Here is a 24,543-nt window from a genome sequence, read left to right on the forward strand (position 1 = left end):
CCTACGCCCCCGGAGTGCTTGCTGCACCGGGAAGGAGCACGGCAGCAGGTTCGCTGTATTCGACCCGCACAATCCTGCCGTCCTCGTCCAGGACCAGGGATGTCAGGGAGGTCAAGGTGCACTCACGCTTACGGGGGTCGTGCGCCAGCCGGCGGCCCTCGGCGGACAGGCGGGTGGACCAGATGGGAAGCTGATGGCTGACGAGGATCGCTTCCGCGCCGTCGCCACCCAGTTCGATCGCCTTGACACGCGCATCTTCAACGGCAGCCATGACGCGTGCGGCCTGCTCTTTGTAGGGCTCGCCCCAGGACGGGCGCAGGGGGTTCCGGAAATAGAGCCAGTGCTTGGGCTTCAGGAATTCGCTGCGCGTGGGGTGGAGTCCCTCGAAGTGGTTCTCTGCTTCGATGATCCTGGGGTCTGTATGGATATCGAGATGGAGCGCCTCGGCAGTGGGCATTGCCGTTTCCTGGGCGCGCGTGAGCGGCGAGGCGACCAAGTGGACAATCCTGGCACCCTCGTTTGCGCGGACGGTGAAGTGCTCGGCCAGCATGCGGGCCATCTCCCGGCCCCGCTCGGAGAGATGGAATTCAGGCAGCCGGCCATAGAGGACGCCATCGGGATTATGGACCTCGCCATGGCGAAGCAGATGGACAGTTGCTTGGGGCATGTTTACCAGTTTCTCAAAGAAGCGGGGCGATCCGAAATCTTCTACCGTCAGTAGAACTCAAAGTTTTCTCAAAATGTTCCGTGGAGTTGGAATAAAAGATGCATATGCATGTTTATACTAGACACGAAGCTCGGTTGACGTTTCAAGTAAATGCATCAACCAGTCCGCCGGGCAAGCAAGCGGTACCTTCCACTACATACAGGAGAAACATCATGATGACCCTTCCCGCCAACGTCACCACCGGCATCTGGACCCTCGACGCTTCTCACAGCGAGATCGGCTTCACCGTCCGCCACGCAGGTATCAGCAAGGTCCGCGGCGTCTTCAAGGATGCCGAAGCAACCCTCGAAGTCGGCGAGACGCTGACGGACTCCAAGGTCAACGCAACCATCCGGACCGCCAGCTTTGACTCCGGCGACGTCAACCGCGACGGCCACGTCAAGGGCGAAGACTTCTTCGATGTGGAGAAGTACCCGGAGATCACCTTCGTCTCCCGCCACGTCAAGGCAAACGGCGACGGCTTCGATCTTGTGGGCGATCTCACCATCAAGGGAGTCACCGAGGAAGTTTCCATCGAAACCGAATTCAACGGCGTCGCAGTGGATCCCTTCGGCAACACCCGTGCAGGCGTCTCCGGCGAAACTACCATCAGCCGCAAGGACTTCGGCCTGACCTGGAACGCCGTGCTTGAGGCCGGTGGCGTCCTGGTCAGCGACAAGGTTGTCATCAACCTGGAACTCGCGTTCATCGCACCGGCAGCTGCCTAGATCCACAGCAGCTTGCACGGGAACTCGTACAGCAGTCCCGAGTAAACGGCGCCCCGTCACAGTTCCGCTGTGGGGGCGCCGTTTCGCATACTCATTCGTCACCCTGCGATTATTCGGCAAACACCCTGTAGTTCACTGCGCGGCAGCTCCGAATTTCCTATGCATCCCTCAACCTGCGGTCTAAAGTGATGCCATGAGTAACCCAGACGAAGCACCACAGCCTCAGCAGCCCGGCGCCCAGCCTCCGCAGCCCGGCAATGTTCCTCCTGCGGGTTACCAACCACCGCAGGGTTACCAACCACCCCAGGGCTACCAGCCGCCGTCGCAACCAGGTCAGTATTCGCAGCCTGGCCAGTACTCGCAGCCCGGGCCAGGCCAGCCCGGACAGGCGGGCGGTTTCCACTTCGAAATGCCCACCGACGGCCCCCGCAACTTCAATGACATCCTTCCCCAAGGTGGTTTCTCGGGCCTCTTCAAGACCATGGGCCTGCCCACCGAGCTCAAAGTGTCGTACTTCATTTGGGTCATCTCGGGACTCCTGGGCCTCCTGTTTGGCCTCATCGGGCTTTTCGCCATCATCGCAGCGTTCGCTTTCATGCCGGGAGTTGCCGCACTCCTGCTGGTTCTCCTGATCATCAGCCTTGCTGTTGCAGCCGCCCAGATAGTCCTTGCCATGAAGATGAAGGAAGGCAAGGAATGGGCACGCCTCGCCCTCACCGTCCTTGCCGCAGTTTCCCTGTTGCTCGCCATCTTCGGCTCCATCAACGCCGGCGGACCCGGTGCAGGCCTGGGTGGCAACTGGTTCGGTTTCCTGGTCAGCGCGGTGGCCGTTGTACTGATGTGGCTGCCGAACTCGCAGCTGTGGTTCAAGGCAGTAAAGGGCGCCGTCTAACCTGCCTGAAGTACCGCCGTCGGGCGCTCATCCAAGCCGCCCTGACAGGTGCACAAGGCCGTGGTGGTCCATTCGACCACCACGGCCTTCATCATGAAGGCGTACGCCATCGTGATGATTTCATCTGAAGCAGGAAATTCCTGCGTGTGATCAACCGCAGCACCGGACCCCGGAGGTACGGTGGAAGCAGAACCAGGCTGGGGGCAGGGTCTTTTTGCTGATCCCGGCAGCCGTACCAGCAGTCGAACAAGCAAAGGAATGCCATGAGCAACCCTCCATACCCGCCGTCCAACGCCGGGGACGCCAAACCGGGCGATCCCAACACAGGTGATAACAAGGGCGACGCCAACAAGCCTGAGCAGCCGGGCCAGCCATCCATGCCACAGTACGGTCAGCCGTCGGCACCGCAGTACGGCCAGCAGACTCCCCAATATGGTCAGCAGCCGAGCGCTCCGCAGTACGGTCAGCAGTCCCCGGCTGCTCCCCAATATGGCCAACCCCCGGCTCCCCAATATGGTCAGCAGGCTCCCCAGTTTGGTCAGCAGTCGCCGCAGTTTGGCCAGCAGTCGCCGTACGGCCAGCAGCCGTCTCCCTACGGTCAGCAGGCCCCGCAATACGGGCAGGACACCAACTGGCCCAGCCAGCAGCCAGGGCCTGCTACGGTTCCCCCGCTGGTCAACATCTCCTTCTGGATGATCATCGCAGCGGGCATCCTGTCCGCCATCAGCTCGCTGATCCTGGCCACCACCGGCTCGGATGCCTTCATCAACTCGATGATCCAGCAGGCTGCACAGCAGGGCACTGAATTCCCGGAAGGCTCCCTGGAAGGCATGCGTGGCGGTATCGTCGTTGCCGCCATCATTGGGGCCATCGTGTCCCTGGGCCTCTACGCCTTGGTTGCATTCCCGGTCCGCAAGGGCAAGAACTGGGCCAGGATCCTGGGCACCGTCTTCGCGGCGATCTCCGTCCTCGGCCTCGCCGGACTGTTCCAGTTCGGTGCTACGTATGGCATCCTGCAGCTCTTGGTGATCCTGCTGGGAGTGGCCGCAATCGTCCTGCTGTACCTGCCGGCGTCGGCTCCCTATTTCCGTAAGCCGCAGCCTTTCGCCAACCCTTACCAGAACCCGTACGGCCGCTAAACCACGGCAGTTCGTTCCACAGCGGGCGCGGACCCGGAAAGGCTAGACAGCCTGACCCGGTGTCTGCGCCCGTTGTGCGTGGTACGCCAGGATCTGCAGCTCGGTGGCCATATCCACCTTGCGGAGGTTCACGTGCGGCGGAACCTGCAGGAGAACCGGAGCAAAGCTCAGGATGCTCCGGATTCCGGCAGCGATGACGCGATCACAGACTTCCTGGGCCACTGTGGCGGGCAATGCCAGCACCACCATGTTGGTGTGGGTGCGTTCCAGGACACGTTCAAGTTCCGCTGAATCGCTGACCCGCAACCAACCCACCTCGTTGCCGATCACCATGGGGTCTGCGTCGAAGATAGCCACGACGTCGAATCCCCGGGACTCGAAGCCGCCATACCGCGCCAGCGCCTTGCCGAGGTTACCGGCACCGACAATTGCGACCTTCCAGTCGTGCGTCAGGCCCAGGGCTGCAGCAATGTGACGGCTCAGGTACTGGACTTCGTAGCCCACCCCGCGGGTCCCGTACGAGCCCACGTAGGAGAGGTCCTTGCGGAGCGTGGAGGAGCTGACGCCTGAAGCCTCGGCCAACGCGTCCGATGACACACGTTCCACGCCTTCTGCCAGGAGCGAGTTGAGCGCGCGCAAATAGAGAGTCATCCGGGCCACAGCCGCGGGCGGGATCTGCTTGGCGGCAGGTTCGTTGTCCCCGCTTGTTGCCCCCGGGGACGGTTCCAGCGCAGTCACGGTTTTCTCCATTGCGTCGCTTGTTGTTCCACTCTATGGCCCTTGGGCGGACTCAACAAAAGCCGGTACTTCCGGGTAACAGAGTCCCGTGGTCCTCAGCCTTCGAGAACTTTTTTCAATGTACGTGTCAAGCGCTGCTCGTCGATCTTCCAAAAGTCGCGCTGGACCCCATCCACCAGCACCACTGGAATTTCCTCCGCGTAACGCTCCTGCAGTTCTGCCTTTCCGTCGATTGCCTGCTCGGTCCACTGGATGCCCAGTGCCGAGGTAACGCGCTCGACGGCGGCACGTGCCTCCGTGCACAGGTGGCAGTCAGCTTTGGTGAGGAGGACGACGTCGGGAATAGCCATGACACAACGGTAACCGCCCCAACGCTCTCTCACATCCACCCCCTCCCCGGCCATCCCTCTCTCACATCCACCCCGGCGGTCGCCCACCGTGCGCCCTCAACGCCGGGGCCGGGCGATTGACTAGACTCAAGGCATGCCCGACGAGAAGAACGCCGCCGTGGTCGCCGACGCCAAGGTGCCACAGCACACCGGCGAAGCCGCTTTCTTCGACGTCGACAACACCTTGATGAAGGGCGCGAGCCTCTTCCACGTGGCCCGCAAGATGTACGAACGCAAGGCATTCACCCTGTCCCAGGCGGCTGGCTTCGCGTGGAAGCAGTTCAAATTTGTCATGCGTGGCGAGAATATGGACGACGTCCATGCGGTGCGCGACTCGGCCCTGACTCTGGCTGCCGGGATAACCGTGGAGGACATCAAAGCCCTCGGCGAAGAAGTCTATGACGAAATGATCGAGTCACGGATCTGGCCCGGAACCAAGGCACTCGCGGAGCAGCACCTTCGTGTAGGCCGACGGGTGTGGTTAGTGACGGCCACCCCCATTGAGGTTGCCACAGTCATCTCCACAAGGCTCGGACTGACGGGCGCGCTGGGGACCGTGGGCGAGGTCCATGACGGAATGTATACCGGCAAGCTTGTGGGTGACATCCTGCACGGGCCGGCCAAGGCCATCGCCGTCCAACTCATAGCTGATCAAGAAGGCTTGGACTTGGAACACTGCTGGGCTTACAGCGACTCTGCCAATGACATCCCGCTGCTGACTATGGTGGGTCACCCCGTGGTGATCAACCCCGACTCCAAGCTGCGCCGGCATGCCCGCGACAACAACTGGCCTGTATACGACTTCCGCTCCGGACGCCGTGCAGCAACCCTAGGACTTAAGGCCGCAACCGTCGGCGGAGCCATTTACGGATTGTGGCGTGGGTTCTCAAAGTTCCGTGGTCCCCGCTAGCTGTTCCGCTCTCACATCCCAACGCGTTTCCACCGTTCCGCTCTCACATCCCAACGCGTTTCCACCGTTCCGCTCTCACATCCCAACGCGTTTCCACCGTTCCGCTCTCTCATCCTCCATTAGCACTGGTCTGCCTGTGGATAACTTCTGCACGCTTTGCCGCTTCCAAGAAACAATGCGGGTATGCAGAATTCGCTACTCAACCCGTCCAGCCCGATCTTGCGGCCTTTCAGCCTGAACGAAGCCAAAGCAGCGGGCATCAACCCCGCTGCCATTTGGCGCAGCAGCAACATTCTTCCCGTTAGCCGTGGCTTGTACCGGCCAAGCGATTGGGATTTCGACCTTCCGGCAGCCGCCCGTTCCCTTTCCTCAGCCAGCCCTGGCGCTTGGATCTCCCACACAACTGCCGCCAGGCTCTATGGTTTTGTCTTGCCAGCGTGGCTTTCGGATTCCAATGAACTGCATTTGAGCAAACCCCGACATCTGCCATCTGTTCGGCGCAAGGGCATCATCGGGCACACGGAAAAGCACTTCGAGGGAGAGATTGAGCAAGTCCAAGGGATTTGGATGAGCACTCGAGCCCGAACATGGCTGGATTTGGCGCGTCGTCTCCCCCTTCATGACCTCGTATGCGTGGCAGATCAGTTGATCCGCATTCCGCGGCCCGAGTTTGAGGGGCGCGATGCACCGTTTGCTACTGCTGAGGAGCTCGGGAGCATCGTCGAGCGACACAAAAACCGCCAAGGCGTAGTCCGTGCACGGCAAGCCCTGGACCTTATGCGCGTCGGGGCCGACTCGGCTCCAGAGACTTTGCTACGTATGGCCATGCTTGATGCCAATTTGCCGGAACCTCAGCTTCAGGTGATGCTGCGCGCGAACGACCCCTTCTCGCCCTCAGCGGACTTGGGTTTCAAGGCCCGTCGCCTCGCGATCCAGTACGACGGCGGCCATCACCTTGAGGAGGAGCAGATGCATAGCGATCGGCACAGGGATAAGGCCTTCAGAGCAGCCGGTTGGACTGTCCTTGTCTTTGGAAAAGAGGACCAGGCGGACAACTTCGGCAATGCCGTTCGGCAGATCAAGAGGGCCCTGCGGACTGCATGGATGGATCCATCCGTTGCGTCGGGGTTTGCCAGGAACGCGATGTGAGAGAGCATCACGCCAAACAGGTCAGGATGTGAGAGAGCATTCGGCCAAACAGGTCAGGATGTGAGAGAACATCACGCCAAACGGGTCAGGAAGTGAGAGAGCATTCGGCGAAACAGGCCAGGAAGTGAGAGAACATCCCGCCAAACAGGCCAGGAAGTGAGAGAACATCCGGCGAAACGCGTCACGATGTGAGAGAGCAAAAATGCCCGCCGCCTTGGAGGCAACGGGCATTCACGCTTGGTGAAGTATCTCTACTTCTTATTGCGGCGCTGGTGGCGAGTCTTGCGAAGCAGCTTGCGGTGCTTCTTCTTGGCCATACGCTTGCGGCGCTTCTTAATAACTGAACCCACGAAAGTTCCTTACAAACTAGATGAAGGTCCTGTCTGTTGGAACGGATCCGCGGACTAGCAGCAGACAGTACAACTGACAGATTCTTACATTGACGTAAAACGTTCCTTAACAGAGTACCGCTTCAAAGGGGCACCCCGTGACCACGGTCCGCGGGACGGACTCCGGCGCCCTCAGGCGGTCTCCGATTGTCCGTCGACCACAGCACCCTTGAGGTACTGGGCCACGGCTTCTTCAGGCACCCGGAAGGAGCGGCCAAACCTGACGGCAGGCATTTCCCCTGAGTGGACCAGGCGATACACAGTCATTTTGGAAACACGCAGGACGTCGGCTACTTCAGCCACAGTCATGAAACGCGCATTCGAGAAGTTAGTCTCCGCGGACATTTCCCATATTCCTTTGCTCTCAGCTGGACAGGACACCCCCAGTAGAACGGTGTGCCGATGCTGAGCCATCAAACAACCATGTGCTAGATACTCTAGAGGCTGAAGTGACCAATGTGAAAGCATTTCCGGTAAGTGGGACTCTACTCCCCGGCTACTCCCCCGGAACCAGCCGGCGCTTCCGGGCCGACGCAGCGAGCTGCTCCAGCACTGAAGCAGTGACGTCCCATTCCATGCAAGCATCCGTCACGCTCTGGCCGTAGACCAGTTCCTGCTCACCAGCCAACTGCTTGGCGACGTCGAGGTTCTGCGCCCCGCCCACCAGGAAGCTTTCCAGCATCACGCCGGCAACAGGAGAAGAAGAACCGGTTTCAAGCTGCGCACCGATTTCCAAGGCAACCTCGGCCTGGCGGTGGTGGCTCTTGCCGCTGTTGGCGTGGCTGGCGTCCACGATCAGGCGTGGGTTCAGTCCCTTGGCGGCGAGCTTGGCGGAGGCAGCGGCAACGTCTTCCTGCGAGTAGTTGGGGCCCTTGCGGCCGCCGCGCAGGATCACGTGGGTGTCCGGGTTGCCGGACGTGGCCACGAGAGCCGCCCGGCCGTCGTCGTCGATTCCGAGGAAAGCCTGCTCAGCCGCCGAGGCGCCACAGGCATCAATGGCCACCTGGAGGTCGCCGTCGGTTCCGTTCTTGAAGCCGATGGGCATGGACAGCCCGGAGGCGAGCTGGCGGTGGATCTGGCTTTCCGTGGTGCGGGCGCCGATGGCACCCCAGGAGACGAGGTCCGCCATGTACTGGGGGCTGATAGGTTCCAGGAATTCCGTGGCGGTGGGCAGTCCAAGCGCGGTGACCTGCTTGAGGAAGCCGCGGGCTGCCCGCAGGCCGGCGGCAATATCGTGGCTGCCGTCCAGGTGGGGATCGTTGATGAGGCCCTTCCAACCGACTGTGGTGCGGGGCTTCTCGAAGTAGGTCCGCATGACGATCAGCAGGTCTTCCTTGTGCTTCTCCGCCTGGCTGACCAGTCGACGCGCGTATTCCAGGCCGGCCTTGGGATCGTGGATGGAGCAAGGCCCGACGATGACCAGCAGGCGGTCGTCCACGCCGTCCATGATGGCCCGGACTTCATCCCGCCCACGGTCGACGACGGCAGCTGAGCGGGCGTCCAGCGGCAGCTCGGCGATGAGGTCCTGAGGGGCCGGAAGGGGCTCGAAGCGGGCTACCCGCAAGTTGGAGGTGGCGGGCTGGGAAGCTTTCCCGGCAGCGGGGAGTGCCTCGTTATCGAGTGTCTCGGTGGATTCTGCAGCGATGCTGGTCATTTCTGGGTCCTGTTCCGGATGCGGAGCGGGCCCCTTTTCAGAACCCGCCGGATATGGCGAAGGGCAGAGAATAATCTCTGCCCTGCTGGCTCTGAAGGAAAGTTGGATGCGTGTCAGTTAGACGCGGGCCCCTCCAGAGCCAACGAAAAATACGCATACCAACGCTTAGTCATAGCCACACCATAACCGCGGTTCGTCAAACCGGGCAAATTGGGTCCGTCATGATGACAAAAGTTTGCGGAGGAACTGGAGCTGCTTGATCCAGTGGTGTTCCTGGCCGCCCTCGTGGTTATTGAAGCGGTAGACCTCGATGTCCTTGGCGGGCGCATCTCCGCCCGAAGCCGGGTTTCCAGCGCCGTAGTTGTTGAAGCTTGCAAACACGGTTGAGGGCGGGCAAATATCGTCCATCTGGGCTGCTGAGAAGAGGGCAGGCACTGTGGCTGCCCGGCCGAGATGCACGCCGTCAAAGTAATTCAGCACGGCAAGCATGGGCTCATACTTGTCGCGGTGCCGCCCCAGGAAGCCGGCAATTTCCGGGTATGGCCCACGAGGCGCGATGTCGATCGCACGGGGAAAGTCCTGCAGGAAGGGGACGTCGGGCAGCGCGGCGATCACGCCGTCGAGCCTTCCGGCCATCAGGCCGGCGGCCGCCACCGTAATGCCACCTCCTTGGCTGATACCGGCCAGCACCACTTTGGAAGGGTCGACGGCGGGATGGCTCTGCGCCGCTTCTACCGCACGGAAGGCGTCCACGTAGACCCGGCGGAAGTAGTAATCGTCCTGATGGCCGGCTCCCCGGGTCATCAGGCCTGCATAGCTGATGCCGCCGGCTGACGGATGTGGATCCGGGGTGTCACCGGATACGCCCCCGTAGCCCTGGCCGCGGGTGTCCATGATGAAGTGGGCGTATCCAGCCTGCGCCCACCGGGTGTTCTGGTTGACCAGTCCGCGTCCGCCGGAGTAGCCGATGTACTCCACGACAACGGGAAGCTGCTGCCCTGGCTCAAGGTGCGACGGAACGTGGAGCCAGCCCTTGATGCGGTCTCCCCCGAAGCCGGAGTACGTGACGTCGTACGTGTCCATGACGCTGAGGTAGTTGTCCACCGGCTCAAACGCAGCATTCAGGGGCAAGGCCCGGGCCTCGGCGAGGGTGCGCTCCCAGAAAGCGTCGAAATCAGTAGGCGGAACGGCGCTGGAGGTGTAGTTACGGAGCTGCTCAAGGGGCAGGTCAAAGAGAGGCATGAGGACATCCTACGTCATAGGGTTGTGTCGCCGGTCACCAGGACGGGGACTTACAAGGGAGTGATCAAGAGGTTTCGGTAAGCCGCCCGTAGAGGGGCCATTTGGCGGATTCCAAAGTAGCCGCCGCCCAGGAGTTCCTGGCCGGTGTCCACCCAGTCGAAGAGGGGCAAATCGTTAATCGAAAAGGCCACACGGGGACCAGCTTTGATGACTTCCATCCGATAAAAGCCGCCTGCATCTTCAGCTGGAGGAAGCGGGTCCGCTCCCTGCGCTACAAGTTCGAAGCCGGCACTTTTGCGCAGGTTGCACGTCCTGAAGGCACGCTCCGCGGCGTATTTGTGGCGGAAGTAGGAGATGTGGAGCGTATCAATATCCCCCGAGTGGTACTGCGGATAGTAACCGGTCCGCGGTGCCAGCGAAGCGGAGAACAGATCCTTGCCATCGTGCCCCCGCGCGGAGAAGAACACCATGGCCAGGCCTGGTTCCTCAAGCGGAAGGAACTCCCATCCGATCCGGGCATGGTCCGGGATTTCCTCAGGGCACCAGAGGGTCCAGTGGGCATGGTCTCCGTGTTCCTCTGGGTCAAGGGAGCCCGACAGAACCAGCGCCCTGGTTCCGTCGCCGCCCAAATCCGGGCCGCCGTCGTCGTACACTCCGAACTGGACCGGCCCTTCGGCGACCCAACCAGCGATATCCGAAGGACCCCGCAAGGGGTTGGAGTAGATCAAGCGCCCACTCCAGCTTTGAGGGTGGCAGCCAACCCATAGCCGAGCGCTTCGAGCTGCTCCGCGACGTACACCGCAACCCGGCGCGCACCCGTCTCATGGAAGTGCGTGTTGTCCTCAAGGCCGCCAGCCCAGTGCGCATGCTCGCCGGGAGCGAAGTGGAAGAACAGCTCTTTGGACCCCTCCTCCCCCAGTTCCTGGTACAGCGCGCGGGTCCACTGGTTGAGGTCGATGACGTCCAGCCCCAGCTCCATGCCAAGTTCACGCACGACGGCGGGATAGTCACCCAGCGTCTGCTGCAGCGTTCCATCCAGGAAGTTCCGGCGTTCCACCGGTGTACACAGAATGGGAATGCCGCCCTTGGAACGGACATCGGCCACCATCCGCTTCAGGTTCTCCGTGTAGCCCGTTCGGGCAGCGAGATGCCCGCGCTTTTGGTCGTTGTGCCCGAACTGGATCAGCACGAGGTCGCCCTTAACGGTCTGGTCCAGCAGCTGATACCAGAGGCCTTCATCGCGGAACGACTTTGTAGTGGCACCGCCCTTGGCATAGTTGTGCACCGCAGCCCACCAATAGGTTTCGGGCGCGAGGTGGGCTCCCCAACCGCTCATCGGGTATTCGTAGCTGGGGCAGGCTGCCACAGTGGAGTCGCCCGCGAGGAGGATTTTCATGATTTTCCTTTCATCAAGGAGCTGCTACCCCTTAACCGAACCGATCAGCATTCCCTTGGCAAAGTGCTTCTGCAGGAACGGGTAGAAGATAAGGATGGGCAGGGTTGCCACCACGATCACGGCAAACTTGATGCCTTGCTCGGGCGGAATGTATGACGGATCCACGTTGCCGGTGCCAAGGAGATCCGAGGCGGCGGTGACCTGGCGCAGGTACATCTGAAGCGTCCACATGTTGTTGTCGCTGAGGTACAAAAGCGGGGACATGAAGTCGTTCCAAATACCCACCGCGTAAAACAGCGCAAACGTGGCCAACACCGGCTTGGACAGCGGCAGCAGGATCCGCCAGAGGATTCCGATCTCCGTCGCGCCGTCCATCTTGGCCGATTCCTCGAGCTCGGCGGGGAGTTCCTGGAAGAAGTTCTTGATGATGATCAGGCTGAACGGATTGATGGCCGCGGGCAGAATGAGCGCCCAGTAGCTGTTGAGCAGGCCCAGGTCCTTCACCAGGAGGAACGTTGGAATCATGCCGCCTGAGAAGACCATGGCAAAAACCACCAGGGACAGGATCAGTTTCCGGCCCCGAAGTCCACGTTTGGCCAGCGGGTAGGCCATGGTGACCGTGAGGACCAGTTGCACCAGCGTCCCAACCAGTGTGACCAGCACGGTGGTGATCAGTGCCCGGGTAAATGCCGGCGTGGAGAAGATGTACTCATACGCCCCCAACGTGAATTGCTCCGGCCAGACGAAGAACGCCCGCCGGGTAATTTCCGCTTCGTTGGCGAAGGATCCTGCCAGGACGTAGACGAAAGGCAACAGGGTGATGATGCCGATCAGGGACAAGAAGACGTAGTTGGCGGCATCGAAAATCCGCCCGCCGCGCGTGTTGTGAATCTCCATTAGAAAAGTCCGCTCTGGTTGAACCGCTTGGACAGCCAGTTGGTGCCGAAGATCAGTACGATGCCCACCAAAGACTTGAAAAGCCCGACGGCGGTGCTGTAGCTGTAGGCGCCTTGGGTGATGCCTACGAAGTACACGTAGGTATCGAAGACGTCGGCCACGCTGCGGTTGAGTGCGTTGGTCATGAGGTAGATCTGCTCGAAGCCGGTGTTGAGCATCTGCCCTATGGCCAGGATCAGCATCACGATGATGGTGGACCGAATGCCGGGCAAGGTGATGTGCCAGACGCGCCGGAACCTGCCGGCGCCGTCGATAATTGCGGCCTCGTACTGGTCCTGGTCCACGGTAGCCAGTGCCGCCAGGAAGATGATTGTTCCCCAACCGGTGTTCTTCCAGATTTCCTGGAGCACGATCAGCGGCCGGAACCAGTTCGGATCGGACAGGATGTCCACGTTGGTGCCGAACAACCCGTTGACGAACTGGAACAACGGCCCGATGTCCAGTGCGAAGAGCAGGAAGCTCAGGGACGCCACGATGGTCCAGGACAGAAAGTGCGGGATGTAGACGAGTGTCTGGACGGTTCGCTTCAGAACCGAGAGCCGGACCTCGTTAAGCAGCAATGCCAGGACGATGGTCAGCGGGAAGGCGATCCCCAGGTTCAGGAAAGCCAGGATCAGTGTGTTGCCCAGCAACCGCGGAAAGTCCGGGTTGGCGAAGAAATCGGTGAAGTTCGTCAATCCCACCCATGGACTGCCGTTGACGCCCAGGAACGGAACGTAGTCCTTGAAGGCGATGGACACCCCGTACATGGGACCGTACCGGAACACTGCGAAGTACAGAACGCCGGGCAGGAGGAGAAGATACAACCATTTGTAATGTGCGAAGTGGACTGCAAAGCTGCGTCGCCGCGCCGGGGCGGGCGGCACGCTGGCCGCCCGCTCCGGGGCCTTGGCTTCGACGACCGGGGCGGTCACTTCCTGGTGTCCTGCCACAGCTTGTTTATTTCTTCTTTGACCTTGTCACCGCCGCTGGTGTTCCACAGCTTGATGGCATCCTTTAAGCCCTGCTCGTCCAGCTGCCCGGCCAGGTACTTGATGCGGGCATCGGCCACAATGTTGTCCAGTTGAGCGCCCTTGGCTACATATGTGGGGGAAACGAAGGCCGCGGCCGGGTTGTACACGGCACTCTTGAGGTCGTTTGCCATCACTGCAACGCGATCGTCAAAGACTTTCTGCTCGTACTCGGACGCCTGCTTCACCGGGTAGAAGTTGTTCCCCGTGACGTTGGTTCCAAGTTGCGCGTAGCTCTTGATGTCGGTGTTGACTACCTTGCCCTCCGGCGTTTCCGGCTTGATGGTGGCGGCGAGGCCGTCCTCAACCGTGAAGTTGACCCCCTCGATGCCGTTGTTGAGAAGCACTGCAACTTCTTTGCTGTTGAGTTTGTCCAGGAATGTCAGGACGTTCTTCAGGTCGGCTTCGGTTTTGACGCTGGACTTGGGGATGGCCAGGAAGCCGGAGTAGCCGTCGGTCGGGTGGGCGTGGAGTTCACCGTCCGGGCCCTTAAGGCTGCCTACGAAGCCCACTTTGTTCTGGAAGTCGCTCGGGTTGGCCTGCTTGAAAAGGTTGATCAGTACGCTGACCCGGGAGTCGACGTCGACAATAATGCCGCCCTTGCCGTTGAAGAAGGGTTCATTCCATTTGGTGGGATCGAAGGTGGCGAAGTCGGGGTTGATGAGCTTCTCGTCCACCATCTTCTTGATGAAGCGATCAGCCTGCAGGAATTCCTCGGTTTCGAAGCTCGGCACCAGCTTGCCGTCCCGCTCGGTCCAGCGGTTTCCGGCGCCGAACCAGGTCTCGATCATGTCGTAGGGGCTGTTGGTGCCCAGGGCGCCCCATTTGGGAATCGTGATGCCGTAGGTGTCGTTCTGGCCGTTGCCATCCGGATCCTGCTCGGTGAATGCCTTGGCCACTTTGTAGAGGTCTTCGGTGGTCTCCGGCGCCTTCAGGCCCAGTTTGTCCAGCCAGTCCTGGCGGAACATCACGGCGGCGCGGGTCGGATTACGAGCCCGGAAAACCCCATAAACCTTGCCGTTGACGCTGGCGTTTTGCTGGACTTCGGGGAACGTGGTCTTCAGGTTCGGGTAGTCCTTCAGTTTATCGGTGAGGTCCCAGAACGCCCCGGCTTCTGCGTTCTTCACGAAGCCCGGCGACTTGCCCTGGACCACCAGGACGTTCGGGATCTCGGAGGAGGCCAAGGTGATGTTCATCTTGTCCTCGTACGAGGCGTTGGGCGCCCACGAGATGTTGATGTCCTTGCCCGTGAGCTCTTCAAGCTTCTTCTGCACGGCGCCGTCCGGCGTCGGCGGTTGCGCCTCCAGGAAGGGCGCCATGATCTTCACGGATGAGAGGTCCGACGCCGGCGCTTCGCCACCGCAGGCGGTCAGGGCCAAGGCGGCAGCGACGACGACGGCGGCCGCCAGCGTTGGCTTCTTACGGGACAGGACGTTGTTGGTCATTGCTGTTCCTTTTCCACTTCTTCGGGGTTGGTTGAGATCGAGGGTGTATCTGCGGAGTTGGCAGGAAAGCTCTTGAAACTCCACAGTGACGATTCGTTTTGATACGTTTCATTCATGCCGGCGACCGGGGTGTCCAAGGAGCGATGAAGGAGCATCCTGGTATCAACGGGAGGGCGGTTGCGTGGAGCCTCAGACAAGGTTGCCCTCCCGCCTGACGGCTGGGGCGGCAGTTGCCGGGGTTGCCGCTGCCGGGCTTGCCGCTGCCGGGGTTACGAAGACCTCGGTCCCGGCCGCTTCGCCGGCGGCCATGGCGTGGTCGTTGGCAGCAAAGAAGCGATCGCACAGCCACCCGGTGACATAGAGCCACGCCCCGACCCCAAAGAATGGAATCAATCCGGGCACCGAACGGCAAACAAACACGGCGGCCGCAGTCACAAAAAGGAGAATGGCAGTACCGGCGAGGTGCCTCATGGCAAAGCGTGAGGACATCAGGAAGTACTGGGGCAACGGCAAGGTGTAGCGGGCAAACATCGGGAAGAGGTAGCAGCACGCCCCGGCAGCAAACAGGGCAGCGACGAAGATCGCGGCCGACGCTACTTGCGAGCCAAAGTCCCAGCCCGCCGAGAAATACCCCCAGTTCAGGACGAGCGCTACGCCGACCATGAGCACAGGCAACCCAAGAGCATTCCCCTTGCCGAAGTTCTTGAAGTACTCGCGGGCGAAGCGGCGCACAAGCGGCGCGGCATCGCCGCGCACCTTCTCGCGAACCAGGATGTGAGCTGCCACAGTGCTGGGACCACACCCAAGGACAACGCCACCCAGTACCGTGAAAATGATCCACAGGATATTCAGGCATGCAATCCACAAGAGCGTGTCAAAGAGCGTGTAGGCCTTAAAGGCGAAGGCGGCAGACGCCATGGCATCCCCTCTCCATCGTTGCAGAAGAAGCCCCGATCGGCTGGCAAGAAAAGTGTTGCGAAGTGGCAGAACAACGAGTCATGCAAGCCGATCAGGGTAGCCCGGGTGGGCCGCGTCACAGTCAGTAAACGCTTTCCCGAAAATCTAGACGCATCCCCTCGCGAGAGTCAAGACAATTCTTGAATCGTTACATTCCAGCCAAATCCGCGCTACACTGAGCTCAGTCGGGTCTGGGAAAGCGCTTGCTAGGTGTAGCCTGAACCCGCTGGGACACTTCACGAATTACCCTGACGACGGCGTCATTGCCTCGTTGCAGCGCCAGCAGAGGAGAACCATGGACAAGCCGTCCGACGAGTCAGCCCTGAGCACCAAGACGCCCGGGAGAGCTCCGGCGAGAATAGCCCTGGTTGGTGTTCACGGCTTCGGAGCACACCACCTGGGCAACCTTGAACGTCTTGGCCATTTGGGAACGGTAGACCTCGTCGCTGTGGCGGATCCCAACCCTCCGGCACCCGGCGCGTTGCCGGAGAACACCGCCATTCACGCCGATCTGGATGCCCTGTTGGCAGGTGGACACCAGCCAGACGTCATCATCGTGGCAACTCCCATCCAGACCCATGCGCCGCTGGCACTCGCAGTGCTCGCCTCCGCCGCGGACCTTTATCTGGAGAAACCCCCGGTCGCGTCCATGCAGGATTTCCATCGACTTCAGGAAGCCGCCACCGCTGCCGGCCGCAGCGTCCAAATCGGATTCCAAAGCCTCGGTTCACACGCCATCAAGGCACTTGAACGCCTGGCCAGCGGCGAAGCCACGGACGAACTCCCCGGTATTGGAACCCTCAAAGGAATCTCGGCTACCGGCCGATGGGTTCGGGACCGCGCCTACTACAAGCGGTCGCGATGGGCTGGAAAGCGCAGCCTGGACGGGGTGGACGTCGTGGACGGTGTGGCCACGAACCCGCTTGCCCACGCCATTGCCACGGCCTTGCGCATCGCCGGCGCCCGCACCGCAAACGACCTCGCTTCGGTGGAGACCGACCTCTACCGTGCCAACGACATCGAAGCCGATGACACCTCAGTGATCCGGATGCGGACCGTGGACGGGTTGCCCATCACCTGCGCCCTGACGCTTTGCGCCGCCGAGTCCGTGGAACCTTACGTCACCCTCCACGGAACGGAAGGAACTGCCGTGTTCCACTACACGGAGGACCGTGTCACAGTACGCAACGGCGACGGCGAATCGACCCGCACCTTCGGCCGCGACGACCTCACCGAAAACCTGCTCCAGCACCTGTCGTCCGGAACGCCGCTCCTGAGCCCCTTGGATCACAGCGGCGCCTTCATGCGTGTCCTCGAGGCCATCCGCACCGCCGAGGCTCCCGCGCTCATTCCCCACACCAGTGTCGACTGGGTTGGCCAGGGCGATCAGGCCCACGCCGTCATCCCAGGCATCGAGGAAATCCTGGATCGTGCCACGCGCGCCCACGCCACCTTCAGCGAATTGGGCCTCCCTTGGGCCCGTCCGACCACCACGGGTGCGGAGCCTCTCTTCTCTTCAGGGAACAACCCTGCGGCCACCCTTCGCAGCGGACCGGACCTCGAAACCGAGCTCTCGCCCCGGCCGTATCTCCACCCGGTCTCCACGTTGTCCGGCACAGTGGTGACCGATCACTTGCCGGCGGATCACGTTTGGCATCTCGGCGCGGGATTCGCCCTGCAGGACGTCAATGGCAGCAACTTCTGGGGCGGCCGAAGCTACCGCCGATCGGCTGGGAAGTATGTGGACCTCTTGGACCACGGCCGCATTGAAGCAGCGAAGATCACCCGTGAAGGCGACCGGACGACCCTTGAACTCGACTGGCTGGCCTCCGACGGCGGCTTGGTCCTCAAGGAGCGACGATCATACGGGCGGACCGTCGTTGACTCGCGCACTTGGCGCCTCGACATCGAGACGGAACTGCTCGCCGCCGTCGATGTTTCACTCGGCAGCCCCGGTTCGCATGGTGCCCCGGGCAGCGGCTACGGCGGCTTCTTCTGGCGTCTTCCTGTCAATAGCTCGCCGCGCGTCTTCTCCTTAACAGGTGACGGGGAGCCTGCCGTGCATGGTTCCGTTGCGCCGTGGCTGGCGTGGACGGGAGAGTTCGACGGCGGCCCTGCCACTCTGGTTTTTGCCGCGCCACCGGAATCGCCGGACCCATGGTTCGTCCGGTTGTCCGAATACCCGGCCGTCGGCTCGGCCCTCGCTTGGGACAAGGCCGTTGAGCTCACAGCCGGATCCACCGTCAAGCGCACCAACTTCGTCTGGATCAGTGACGGAAAGCTGGATCTCCAGGAAATCCAACGCTTGGTTCGCCGAGATGGCATTTGATGGCAATGTTTTGCGTCTCAACTGTCATCTAATGCCGTCTCGCGAGCTAGCTGTATTGACCACGGACGTTGATGACGCTCGGCGTGGTTTGGTGACATGAAGAAGACCTCCGGGTGGAGTGGGGCTTGTCTAGAGTCCAATTCCACGCACGGAGGTCTTCATGTCCCACCCTAACGCTCTTCTGACGCCTCGTGGCAGGCTGCAGCTCGCGCAATGTGTCGTTGATCAGTGCTGGAGTCTGCGCCGGGCCGCGGAACGGTTCCAGGTCTCGGTTCCGACCGCCGCGCGGTGGGCGCGGCGCTACCGCGAGCACGGCCCGGCTGGGATGGAGGACCGCTCCAGCCGCCCGCATTCTTCTCCACGGCGGACGGCAACGCGTATCGAGCGGCGGATCATCGCCCTGCGCGTCAACCGCCGGTGGGGGCCTGCCAGGATCGGTTATCTGCTGGGCATCCACCCGTCCACTGTGCACCGCGTGCTGTCCCGTTACCGGCTGGCGAAACTGGCCTGGCTCGACCGCGGCACCGGAAGGGTGATCCGCCGCTACGAACACGACAGGCCCGGGGACCTGGTCCATGTCGACATCAAGAAACTCGGCCGGATCCCGGACGGCGGTGGACACCGGGTTCTGAGTAGGGCCGCCGGACGCCGAAACAAAGCCGGGACGCCGTCCAACCGCCGGCCCGGCTACCACTACCTCCACAACGCAGTCGATGACCACTCCCGCCTGGCCTACACCGAAATCCTCGCGGACGAGACAAAGGAAACAGCAGCAGCCTTTTGGCAGCGGGCCAATATCTGGTTCCAAGCCCAAGGGATCACTATCCAGCGGGTCCTGACGGACAACGGGAACTGCTACCGGTCCAAGGCCTTCGCTCAGGCCCTGGGCCCGGACATCAAGCACAAACGCACCCGCCCCTATCGCCCGCAGACCAACGGCAAGGTCGAACGGTTCAACCGCACGATGCTGGAGGAATGGGCCTACATCCGGCCCTACCGCTCCGAGGCCGAGCGTGTCGCAGCTTTCCCCGAGTGGCTCCATGCCTACAATCACCACCGAGCCCACACTGCCCTCAAGGGTCAGACACCGGCCAGCCGCGTCACCAACCTCCCAGGTCAATACAGCTAGCGCGCTTGCGCCACAGCAACAACCCGATCACCGCAGCGGATATCATCCCCAGCGCACCGGTGACCAGCAATGCGGTACGCACGCCGAAATCTTCCGTGAGCCAGCCAGCGAGCAAGCCTCCCAAGGCATGCCCGCCCAGGAGAAGTGGAAAGTAGAGGGCCAAGACCCTGCCCCGCACGCTTGGGCCGGCTTCGAGTTGGACGCTGGTGGCCGCACTTGTGAGGAACATGAGCGTCATGAATCCCACCACCACGAGCATGGCTACGAACAATTCCTGAGTAGGCATGAGCGCGGCAAGAAACTGCGTGAACCCGAACAGCGCGGCACTACCCACGATCCCCTTGCGGCCCAAGTGCTTGATCCGGGGAGCCAGGAGAGCACCAGCCAAGGCTCCCAAGGCGCTGACCATATTGAAGAGCCCAAATCCGGCAGGACCGCTGTGCCACACACGGTCAGCGAACGCTGCAAGGACCACCGGACCGTTCATGCCGAACGCTCCCAGGAGCCCCGCCAACAGCATGATGAGCAAAAGCTGGGGCCTCGCCCTCACATACCTGAAGCCAGCCAGGATTTGTCCACGCCTGTCCCGCGGCAGAGCGTCGGGGTCGTGTGCGTGATGAAGCTCAGATGGCCGGATAATGGCGATCATCACCAAAACGGCCACCCCGATCCCCGCGTTCGTCGCAAACGCGGCGGCTGGGCCAGCCTGGGCAATGACGATGCCGGCCAGGGCGGGACCGAGCATGGCACCCAGTTGACCTATGGCACTGTTCAGGCCGATAGCCGCCGGCAGGCCGGCATCACCAACTACCTCGTTGACGAAGACTTGCCGGGCGGGCCCATCAATGGAGCTTGTAATTCCCAAAGCAACGCAGGAGCCATAGACAACCCACACATCCGTGCCGCCCATGGCATTCCAAACAGCTAGTCCAGCGGCCAGCAGTGCAGCCACAGACTGGCACACCATGAGGATTCGGCGCTTCGGAAAGAGGTCTACCAGCACGCCGCTGACGGGACCAACCACCAGCATGGGCAGGAATTGAAGTGCCACGGCCAACCCCACCGCGGCCGGGCTTCCAGTGAGCTGCAGGACAAGCCAATCCTGGGCGAGTCGTTGCATCCACACTCCGCCGCTGCCGACGAGCGAAAGCGTCACGAAGATCCGGTAATTGTGGTGGCGGAGTGGGTAGTGCCACGATTCGGTGGAGCGGGGCCTTGGCGGTATGGCGTCTTTGCCGGCGGAGTTCGAGGTCTGGTCAGAGGGACGGGGCGGTGGCAACGGACGCGGTGACACGGGGGGCTGTCAGCTCGATTCAGCAGGTTGTCGGATGCACTCTCAGATGTGGGTGCGGTTGGCGGTCCTGATCCTGATGGCGGCGGCGGCCAGAATCAGCATGCCGGGCACGATCAGGAAGAGCGCCTGAAGCATCCACACAAACACCACCGCCATGAACACTGCTGCCAGCAGGAGGAGGGATCCACTCCAGTCGCGGACGGCATCAGTCTTGGCTTCGGCGTAGGCCGCCTGCCAGCGCTGCGGCCCCGGGAGTTCGGCGGCATCGCCACTCCAGTTCACGCCGCCGATCCAATTGGCGGCGATCCGCAGGAACAGCACCGCGCCCCCTGCGGCCAAAATCAAGGTCGCCGGAAGGATGACTGCCCGGCCGGGCAGTTGACCAACCCAAGCGAGCAGCAGGTTCATTACAATCACGACGGCGGCTGCCGCCGTCGTGATTCCCGTCCTCCAACTGCCGGGCAGCGCCCGGCGGAAATTGCTCCAAAGGCTCCTGAGGGAATCATCCCTGCCGCTGAGGTGCCGTTCAAGGTGGGCGACGCCGGCAGCATAGGCCGCCGGCGCCGTCACCAAGGGAATCGACAGGAGAAGGACAACGACGCCCGCAAGGATGGTCTCGGAGAAGAGGGCAAAGCGGTTGACCGGAATGCCGGGCTTCTCCGCGTGGGAATTTCCTGTCGTGTCCATGATGCTCATCTCCTGTACTCCTTAGCCCTTGAGGCCCTGGGTTGAAACGCCTTCTACGATGTAGCGCTGGAAGACCAGGAAGAAGACCAGCACGGGCAGGAGCGCAAGAACGGACATGGCGATCATGGCACCGTAGTCCGAGCTCTGGGTCTGGTCCACGAAGAGGCGCAGCGCCAGGGGAAGCGGGTACTTTTCGGGGGTGTTCAGGTAGAGCAGCGGGCCCAGGAAGTCGTTCCAGCTCCAGATGAAGGAGAAGATCGACGTGGAGATCAGTGCCGGTTTCATCAGCGGGAGCATGATCGAGCCGAAGATTCGGACGTGTCCGGCGCCATCGATGCGGGCGGCCTCGTCCAGTTCGGCCGGGAGGCCACGCATGAACTGGACCATGAGGAAGACGAAGAACGCGTCCGCGGCGAGGAACTTGCCGATCAGCAGGGGCACGTAGGTGTCCACCAGGCCAAGCTGCTGGAACACGATGTACTGCGGGATGATCACCACGTGGAACGGGAGCAGCAAGGTGGCAATCATCATGCCGAAGAACAATCCACGGCCTGGGAAATTGATCCTTGCGAAGGCGTAGGCGGAGATGGACGCTGACAGGACAGTGCCCACCACGGCGCCTACGGCCAGAATCAGGGAGTTGGTGAAGAACGTCAGGGTGGACACCCCGCCGATGCCGTCCATGGCCGTGACGAAGTTGTCGAAGCTGAAGTTGTTGGACCATAGCTGGGTGGTGGAACCACCGATTTCAGAGTTCGGTTTGAAGGACGAGGCCACCATCCAGAGCGCCGGGTAGAGGACCACCCCCACAAGCGCCAGCGCAACGATGTGGAAGATGATGCTTTTGATGCGCTTGGCGGTGCCCGACTCGGACTTCGGGTTGTAGGCCGGGGCCGCCGTGGAGGGCGTGGATTGGGTGGGCGTTGCCATGGTTGTCATTTTGAATCACCGCTGTAGTGGACCCAGGACTTGGAGGTCTTGAAGAAGATCAGCGTGATGATGCCGACCACGATCACCAGGAGCCAGGCCATAGCCGAGGCGTAGCCCATCCGGAAGTCGCTGAAACCGCGCAAGTACAGGTAGAGGGTGTAGAAGAGGGTGGAGCCTGCCGGGCCGCCTTCACCGTTGGAGATGATGTACGCCGAGGCGAAGATCTGGAACGCGTGGATGGTTTCCATGAGCAGGTTGAAGAAGATCACCGGGGAAAGCATGGGCCAGGTGATGTTGAAGAACTTACGGACCGGACCGGCGCCGTCCATCGAAGCCGCCTCATAGAGATCGGCAGGAATCTGCTTGAGCCCGGCCAGGAAAATCACCATCGGGGCCCCGAACTGCCACACCGTCAAAAGGATCATCATGGGCATCGTCATGGATGGATTGCCCACCCAGCCGCCGAGGTTGATCCCGAAGAAGGACAGGCCTTCATCCACAGGACCGGAATCGCCGAACATCGCCTTCCAGACAATAGCGATGGACACGGACGCGCCGATCAAGGACGGGGCATAGAACGCGGAGCGGTAGAAGCCCTGGCCCTTGCGCTTGCTGTTGAGCAGCATCGCGATCGCCAACGCCGCCGCCAGCTTCAAAGGGGTACCGAACACTACGTAGCTAAGGGTCACTCCCACCGACTGCAGGAAGCGTTCGTCCTGGAAGAGCGTGGCGTAGTTGTCCAGGCCTATCCACTTGGGGGGATCGAAGAGGTTGTAGTTGGTAAAGGAAAGGTACAGCGAGGAAATCATCGGGCCCACGGTCAGGGCAATGAATCCGAGCAGCCAGGGAAGCAGGAAGGTGTAGCCGGCGCGGGCGTCCGCCCCTCGTCTCCGCGATGTACGCGGCTGCGAGGGAGCGGACGACTGGGAGCGCCTGCTCAGGGTTGGGGTTTGAGTCACGGGATCAGTCCGTCAGTTGGGAAGCCTGGATCAGACACAAAAGTCTGCTCAGGCATTCTGCTTGATAAGGTCTTCGGCTTCCTTGAACCACGCATCTGCAGCGGCGTCGATGGTGAGTTTGCCGTAATTGAGCTCGGAGCTGACGCGCTTGAAAGAGGATTCAAGCGTGCCGAAACCGACGATGGGCGGCTGCGGAGCATCCTTGAGGTACTTTTCGATGGACTTTTCGTAGTCCACAACCAGCTTGTCTGTGCCTTCGAAGGTGGTTCCGTCGCGCTGGGTCTTGGATGCCGGAACACCACGGGAGGTCTTGAAGATCTGGCCTACCTCGGGATCGTTGACCATGAAGTCGATGAACCGGGCAGCAGCATCCTTGTATTTGGTCTTGGCGCTGGCCACCATCAGCATTGACGGCTTGAGGAAGAGTCCCAGGTTGTCGGGGTCGTCGGAGGGAACCGGCACCAGCTTCAGTTCCTTGGCGCCGCTATCGCCGAGGTAACCGGCCATGAAGTTGTCCCACGTGGCTTCAGTGGCAGTGACGTTTGAGCCGAACGGGGACTTCGGCAGCAGCTGCGTCGTTTTGTCTTCGCCCACTAACGCCGGGGTTCCGCGAAGCTGGGCGGTAGTGTTCCACCACTTCTTGAGGTCGTCCTTGGAGAACCCGAGCTTGCCTTCATCCGTAAAGGCCTGAATGTTGTTTTGGCGCAGCCAGATGTTGAACATCCACCAAACACCGGTGTAGTCGGTGCCGCCGAACAATGTTCCGTTGCCCTTCTGCCCCACCTCGGCAAGGAAAGAGTTGAACTCCTTGTAGTTCCACGTTCCATCAGGCTCAGCGATGCCCATGGCCTTGAGCTTGGCGGGGTCGTAGTAGACCGCGAAGGCGTTGGTGCTGGTGGGGATACCGTAGGTCTTGCCACGGATCTGGCCCGAGGGCAGTAGTGACTTGTCGAAGGCGTCCGTGTTGATCTTTACGGTGCCCAGGTCCAGTAGCTGGTTGCGCTGGCCGTAGTCGCGCAGGTAGGACAAATCCCACTGCATGACGTCCGGCAAGCCACCACCGGCAGCTTCAGTGGCGCGCTTCTGCCAGTATCCGGCGAAGTCGGTGAAGTTGCCGTTGACCTTGATGTCAGGGTTCTTGGATTCGAACAGTGCGATGGCCTTGCGAGTGCGCTCAGCACGGTCGTCGTTGCCCCACCAGGTGTACGTGATGGTCACGGGGTTATCGGCAGAACCCGTCTTGCTGGACGACGAAGACTGGCCGCAGGCGGACAGGAATGCCGCGGATGCAGTGCCAAGGGCCACCGTGGTGAGGAAATTCCTTCTGTTGATCATGAGAGCCTCCTTGCTCAGTTGGTGCAAGCCTTTTCGGTTCCCCACCAGGGAGAGTGACCTCGCTTACACTCGTTCTGAATCGATACAATATCCCCAATCGGGAATCTGGGCAAGCGTTTTCCAAGATCCTCGCCTAACCTGATAGCAGCCAAGCTCCACAGTTATCCCGCACAGCCGAA

Annotated in this window: 25 protein-coding genes; 7 read left to right on the forward strand and 18 right to left on the reverse strand. The window is 61.4% G+C overall.

What is annotated here, in order from left to right:
* Position 1 precedes the first annotated feature (1 nt).
* Complete coding sequence (locus tag LDN82_RS17860; protein WP_224088776.1) at positions 2–667, reverse strand: histidine phosphatase family protein; 666 nt, start codon at positions 665–667, stop codon at positions 2–4.
* Positions 668–882: 215 nt separating this feature from the next.
* Between LDN82_RS17860 and LDN82_RS17865 the strand changes: the two genes are divergently transcribed.
* The 3 genes from LDN82_RS17865 (at position 883) to LDN82_RS17875 (ending at position 3,465) form a co-directional block, all read left to right on the forward strand.
* Complete coding sequence (locus tag LDN82_RS17865; protein WP_224167567.1) at positions 883–1,434, forward strand: YceI family protein; 552 nt, start codon at positions 883–885, stop codon at positions 1,432–1,434.
* Positions 1,435–1,627: 193 nt separating this feature from the next.
* Positions 1,628–2,326 (forward strand): hypothetical protein, encoded by a 699-nt coding sequence (locus tag LDN82_RS17870; protein WP_224165269.1) that lies wholly within the window; start codon positions 1,628–1,630, stop codon positions 2,324–2,326.
* A gap of 263 nt (positions 2,327–2,589) precedes the next feature.
* Positions 2,590–3,465, forward strand: coding sequence for a hypothetical protein (locus tag LDN82_RS17875; protein ID WP_224165270.1), 876 nt, complete (start codon positions 2,590–2,592; stop codon positions 3,463–3,465).
* 42 nt (positions 3,466–3,507) lie between these two features.
* Here the strand turns inward: LDN82_RS17875 and LDN82_RS17880 are convergent, their stop codons facing one another.
* Together LDN82_RS17880 and LDN82_RS17885 are read right to left on the reverse strand one after the other, a co-directional pair.
* Positions 3,508–4,215: a redox-sensing transcriptional repressor Rex gene (locus LDN82_RS17880; protein WP_224088779.1), complete on the reverse strand. Its 708-nt coding sequence runs from the start codon at positions 4,213–4,215 to the stop codon at positions 3,508–3,510.
* Between the two features lie 83 nt (positions 4,216–4,298).
* A complete protein-coding gene (locus LDN82_RS17885; protein WP_224088780.1) occupies positions 4,299–4,553 on the reverse strand; it encodes a glutaredoxin family protein in 255 nt (84 codons plus the stop codon).
* Between the two features lie 133 nt (positions 4,554–4,686).
* Between LDN82_RS17885 and LDN82_RS17890 the strand changes: the two genes are divergently transcribed.
* Both LDN82_RS17890 and LDN82_RS17895 read left to right on the forward strand, forming a co-directional pair.
* Complete coding sequence (locus LDN82_RS17890) at positions 4,687–5,502, forward strand: HAD-IB family hydrolase (RefSeq protein WP_224088781.1); 816 nt, start codon at positions 4,687–4,689, stop codon at positions 5,500–5,502.
* Between the two features lie 183 nt (positions 5,503–5,685).
* Positions 5,686–6,651 carry a DUF559 domain-containing protein gene (locus tag LDN82_RS17895; protein WP_224165271.1) on the forward strand — a complete coding sequence of 322 codons (966 nt, stop codon included), beginning with the start codon at positions 5,686–5,688 and terminating at the stop codon, positions 6,649–6,651.
* Between the two features lie 251 nt (positions 6,652–6,902).
* Here LDN82_RS17895 and LDN82_RS17900 read toward each other — a convergent pair whose 3' ends face one another.
* The 10 genes from LDN82_RS17900 to LDN82_RS17945 all read right to left on the reverse strand — a co-directional run bounded on the left by LDN82_RS17900 (position 6,903) and on the right by LDN82_RS17945 (position 15,662).
* Entirely contained in the window at positions 6,903–7,001 is a 99-nt protein-coding gene (locus tag LDN82_RS17900; protein WP_003792170.1) for an AURKAIP1/COX24 domain-containing protein, read from the reverse strand.
* Between the two features lie 171 nt (positions 7,002–7,172).
* Positions 7,173–7,385, reverse strand: a complete 213-nt coding sequence (locus LDN82_RS17905; RefSeq protein ID WP_017199160.1) for a helix-turn-helix domain-containing protein — start codon at positions 7,383–7,385, stop codon at positions 7,173–7,175.
* A gap of 151 nt (positions 7,386–7,536) precedes the next feature.
* Positions 7,537–8,694 (reverse strand): 3-deoxy-7-phosphoheptulonate synthase, encoded by a 1,158-nt coding sequence (locus tag LDN82_RS17910; protein WP_224165272.1) that lies wholly within the window; start codon positions 8,692–8,694, stop codon positions 7,537–7,539.
* A gap of 219 nt (positions 8,695–8,913) precedes the next feature.
* On the reverse strand, positions 8,914–9,936 hold the full coding sequence (locus LDN82_RS17915) for an acetylxylan esterase (protein WP_224165273.1): 1,023 nt from the start codon (positions 9,934–9,936) through the stop codon (positions 8,914–8,916).
* A gap of 50 nt (positions 9,937–9,986) precedes the next feature.
* Positions 9,987–10,664 (reverse strand): DUF1961 family protein, encoded by a 678-nt coding sequence (locus tag LDN82_RS17920; protein WP_224165274.1) that lies wholly within the window; start codon positions 10,662–10,664, stop codon positions 9,987–9,989.
* Positions 10,661–11,332 carry a rhamnogalacturonan acetylesterase gene (locus LDN82_RS17925; protein WP_224165275.1) on the reverse strand — a complete coding sequence of 224 codons (672 nt, stop codon included), beginning with the start codon at positions 11,330–11,332 and terminating at the stop codon, positions 10,661–10,663. Before LDN82_RS17925 ends, LDN82_RS17920 begins: the two co-directional genes overlap by 4 nt.
* Positions 11,333–11,356: 24 nt before the next feature.
* On the reverse strand, positions 11,357–12,229 hold the full coding sequence (locus LDN82_RS17930; protein ID WP_224165276.1) for a carbohydrate ABC transporter permease: 873 nt from the start codon (positions 12,227–12,229) through the stop codon (positions 11,357–11,359).
* The gene (locus tag LDN82_RS17935) at positions 12,229–13,221 is read right to left on the reverse strand and encodes an ABC transporter permease subunit (protein ID WP_224165277.1); all 993 of its coding nucleotides are present in this window, start codon (positions 13,219–13,221) and stop codon (positions 12,229–12,231) included. Before LDN82_RS17935 ends, LDN82_RS17930 begins: the two co-directional genes overlap by 1 nt.
* The gene (locus tag LDN82_RS17940) at positions 13,200–14,744 is read right to left on the reverse strand and encodes an extracellular solute-binding protein (RefSeq protein WP_224165278.1); all 1,545 of its coding nucleotides are present in this window, start codon (positions 14,742–14,744) and stop codon (positions 13,200–13,202) included. Before LDN82_RS17940 ends, LDN82_RS17935 begins: the two co-directional genes overlap by 22 nt.
* Positions 14,745–14,933: 189 nt before the next feature.
* Positions 14,934–15,662, reverse strand: coding sequence for a DUF624 domain-containing protein (locus LDN82_RS17945; protein WP_224165279.1), 729 nt, complete (start codon positions 15,660–15,662; stop codon positions 14,934–14,936).
* A 334-nt stretch (positions 15,663–15,996) separates the two neighbouring features.
* Here LDN82_RS17945 and LDN82_RS17950 point away from each other — a divergent pair, with 334 nt between their 5' ends.
* Complete coding sequence (locus tag LDN82_RS17950; RefSeq protein WP_224165280.1) at positions 15,997–18,030, forward strand: DUF6807 family protein; 2,034 nt, start codon at positions 15,997–15,999, stop codon at positions 18,028–18,030.
* 160 nt (positions 18,031–18,190) lie between these two features.
* Entirely contained in the window at positions 18,191–19,159 is a 969-nt protein-coding gene (locus tag LDN82_RS17955; RefSeq protein WP_224165281.1) for an IS481 family transposase, read from the forward strand.
* Here LDN82_RS17955 and LDN82_RS17960 read toward each other — a convergent pair.
* The 5 genes from LDN82_RS17960 to LDN82_RS17980 form a co-directional block, all read right to left on the reverse strand.
* Positions 19,131–20,321: an MFS transporter gene (locus tag LDN82_RS17960; protein ID WP_263422311.1), complete on the reverse strand. Its 1,191-nt coding sequence runs from the start codon at positions 20,319–20,321 to the stop codon at positions 19,131–19,133. The genes LDN82_RS17955 and LDN82_RS17960 overlap by 29 nt on opposite strands.
* Positions 20,322–20,495: 174 nt before the next feature.
* Positions 20,496–21,149, reverse strand: a complete 654-nt coding sequence (locus LDN82_RS17965; protein ID WP_224165282.1) for a Poxvirus protein I5 — start codon at positions 21,147–21,149, stop codon at positions 20,496–20,498.
* Positions 21,150–21,161: 12 nt separating this feature from the next.
* Positions 21,162–22,079 (reverse strand): carbohydrate ABC transporter permease, encoded by a 918-nt coding sequence (locus LDN82_RS17970; protein WP_224088795.1) that lies wholly within the window; start codon positions 22,077–22,079, stop codon positions 21,162–21,164.
* Positions 22,076–23,029 carry a sugar ABC transporter permease gene (locus tag LDN82_RS17975; RefSeq protein ID WP_224088797.1) on the reverse strand — a complete coding sequence of 318 codons (954 nt, stop codon included), beginning with the start codon at positions 23,027–23,029 and terminating at the stop codon, positions 22,076–22,078. Before LDN82_RS17975 ends, LDN82_RS17970 begins: the two co-directional genes overlap by 4 nt.
* 48 nt (positions 23,030–23,077) lie before the next feature.
* Complete coding sequence (locus LDN82_RS17980; protein ID WP_224165283.1) at positions 23,078–24,364, reverse strand: ABC transporter substrate-binding protein; 1,287 nt, start codon at positions 24,362–24,364, stop codon at positions 23,078–23,080.
* Positions 24,365–24,543 lie beyond the last annotated feature (179 nt).

The sequence above is a fragment of the Arthrobacter sp. StoSoilA2 genome, from assembly GCF_019977195.1.
Taxonomy (GTDB): Bacteria; Actinomycetota; Actinomycetes; order Actinomycetales; family Micrococcaceae; genus Arthrobacter.

Bases quoted from the DNA above. Each gene is read 5' to 3' on its own strand.
- LDN82_RS17950 (WP_224165280.1), top strand. From the start codon at position 15,997: ATGGACAAGCCGTCCGACGAGTCAGCCCTGAGCACCAAGACGCCCGGG.
- LDN82_RS17890 (WP_224088781.1), top strand. From the start codon at position 4,687: ATGCCCGACGAGAAGAACGCCGCCGTGGTCGCCGACGCCAAGGTGCCA.
- LDN82_RS17875 (WP_224165270.1), top strand. From the start codon at position 2,590: ATGAGCAACCCTCCATACCCGCCGTCCAACGCCGGGGACGCCAAACCG.
- LDN82_RS17930 (WP_224165276.1), bottom strand. From the start codon at position 12,229: ATGGAGATTCACAACACGCGCGGCGGGCGGATTTTCGATGCCGCCAAC.
- LDN82_RS17895 (WP_224165271.1), top strand. From the start codon at position 5,686: ATGCAGAATTCGCTACTCAACCCGTCCAGCCCGATCTTGCGGCCTTTC.
- LDN82_RS17880 (WP_224088779.1), bottom strand. From the start codon at position 4,215: ATGGAGAAAACCGTGACTGCGCTGGAACCGTCCCCGGGGGCAACAAGC.
- LDN82_RS17945 (WP_224165279.1), bottom strand. From the start codon at position 15,662: ATGGCGTCTGCCGCCTTCGCCTTTAAGGCCTACACGCTCTTTGACACG.
- LDN82_RS17955 (WP_224165281.1), top strand. From the start codon at position 18,191: ATGTCCCACCCTAACGCTCTTCTGACGCCTCGTGGCAGGCTGCAGCTC.
- LDN82_RS17870 (WP_224165269.1), top strand. From the start codon at position 1,628: ATGAGTAACCCAGACGAAGCACCACAGCCTCAGCAGCCCGGCGCCCAG.
- LDN82_RS17965 (WP_224165282.1), bottom strand. From the start codon at position 21,149: ATGAGCATCATGGACACGACAGGAAATTCCCACGCGGAGAAGCCCGGC.
- LDN82_RS17885 (WP_224088780.1), bottom strand. From the start codon at position 4,553: ATGGCTATTCCCGACGTCGTCCTCCTCACCAAAGCTGACTGCCACCTG.
- LDN82_RS17925 (WP_224165275.1), bottom strand. From the start codon at position 11,332: ATGAAAATCCTCCTCGCGGGCGACTCCACTGTGGCAGCCTGCCCCAGC.
- LDN82_RS17905 (WP_017199160.1), bottom strand. From the start codon at position 7,385: ATGTCCGCGGAGACTAACTTCTCGAATGCGCGTTTCATGACTGTGGCT.
- LDN82_RS17860 (WP_224088776.1), bottom strand. From the start codon at position 667: ATGCCCCAAGCAACTGTCCATCTGCTTCGCCATGGCGAGGTCCATAAT.
- LDN82_RS17940 (WP_224165278.1), bottom strand. From the start codon at position 14,744: ATGACCAACAACGTCCTGTCCCGTAAGAAGCCAACGCTGGCGGCCGCC.
- LDN82_RS17910 (WP_224165272.1), bottom strand. From the start codon at position 8,694: ATGACCAGCATCGCTGCAGAATCCACCGAGACACTCGATAACGAGGCA.
- LDN82_RS17970 (WP_224088795.1), bottom strand. From the start codon at position 22,079: ATGACAACCATGGCAACGCCCACCCAATCCACGCCCTCCACGGCGGCC.
- LDN82_RS17865 (WP_224167567.1), top strand. From the start codon at position 883: ATGACCCTTCCCGCCAACGTCACCACCGGCATCTGGACCCTCGACGCT.
- LDN82_RS17915 (WP_224165273.1), bottom strand. From the start codon at position 9,936: ATGCCTCTCTTTGACCTGCCCCTTGAGCAGCTCCGTAACTACACCTCC.
- LDN82_RS17980 (WP_224165283.1), bottom strand. From the start codon at position 24,364: ATGATCAACAGAAGGAATTTCCTCACCACGGTGGCCCTTGGCACTGCA.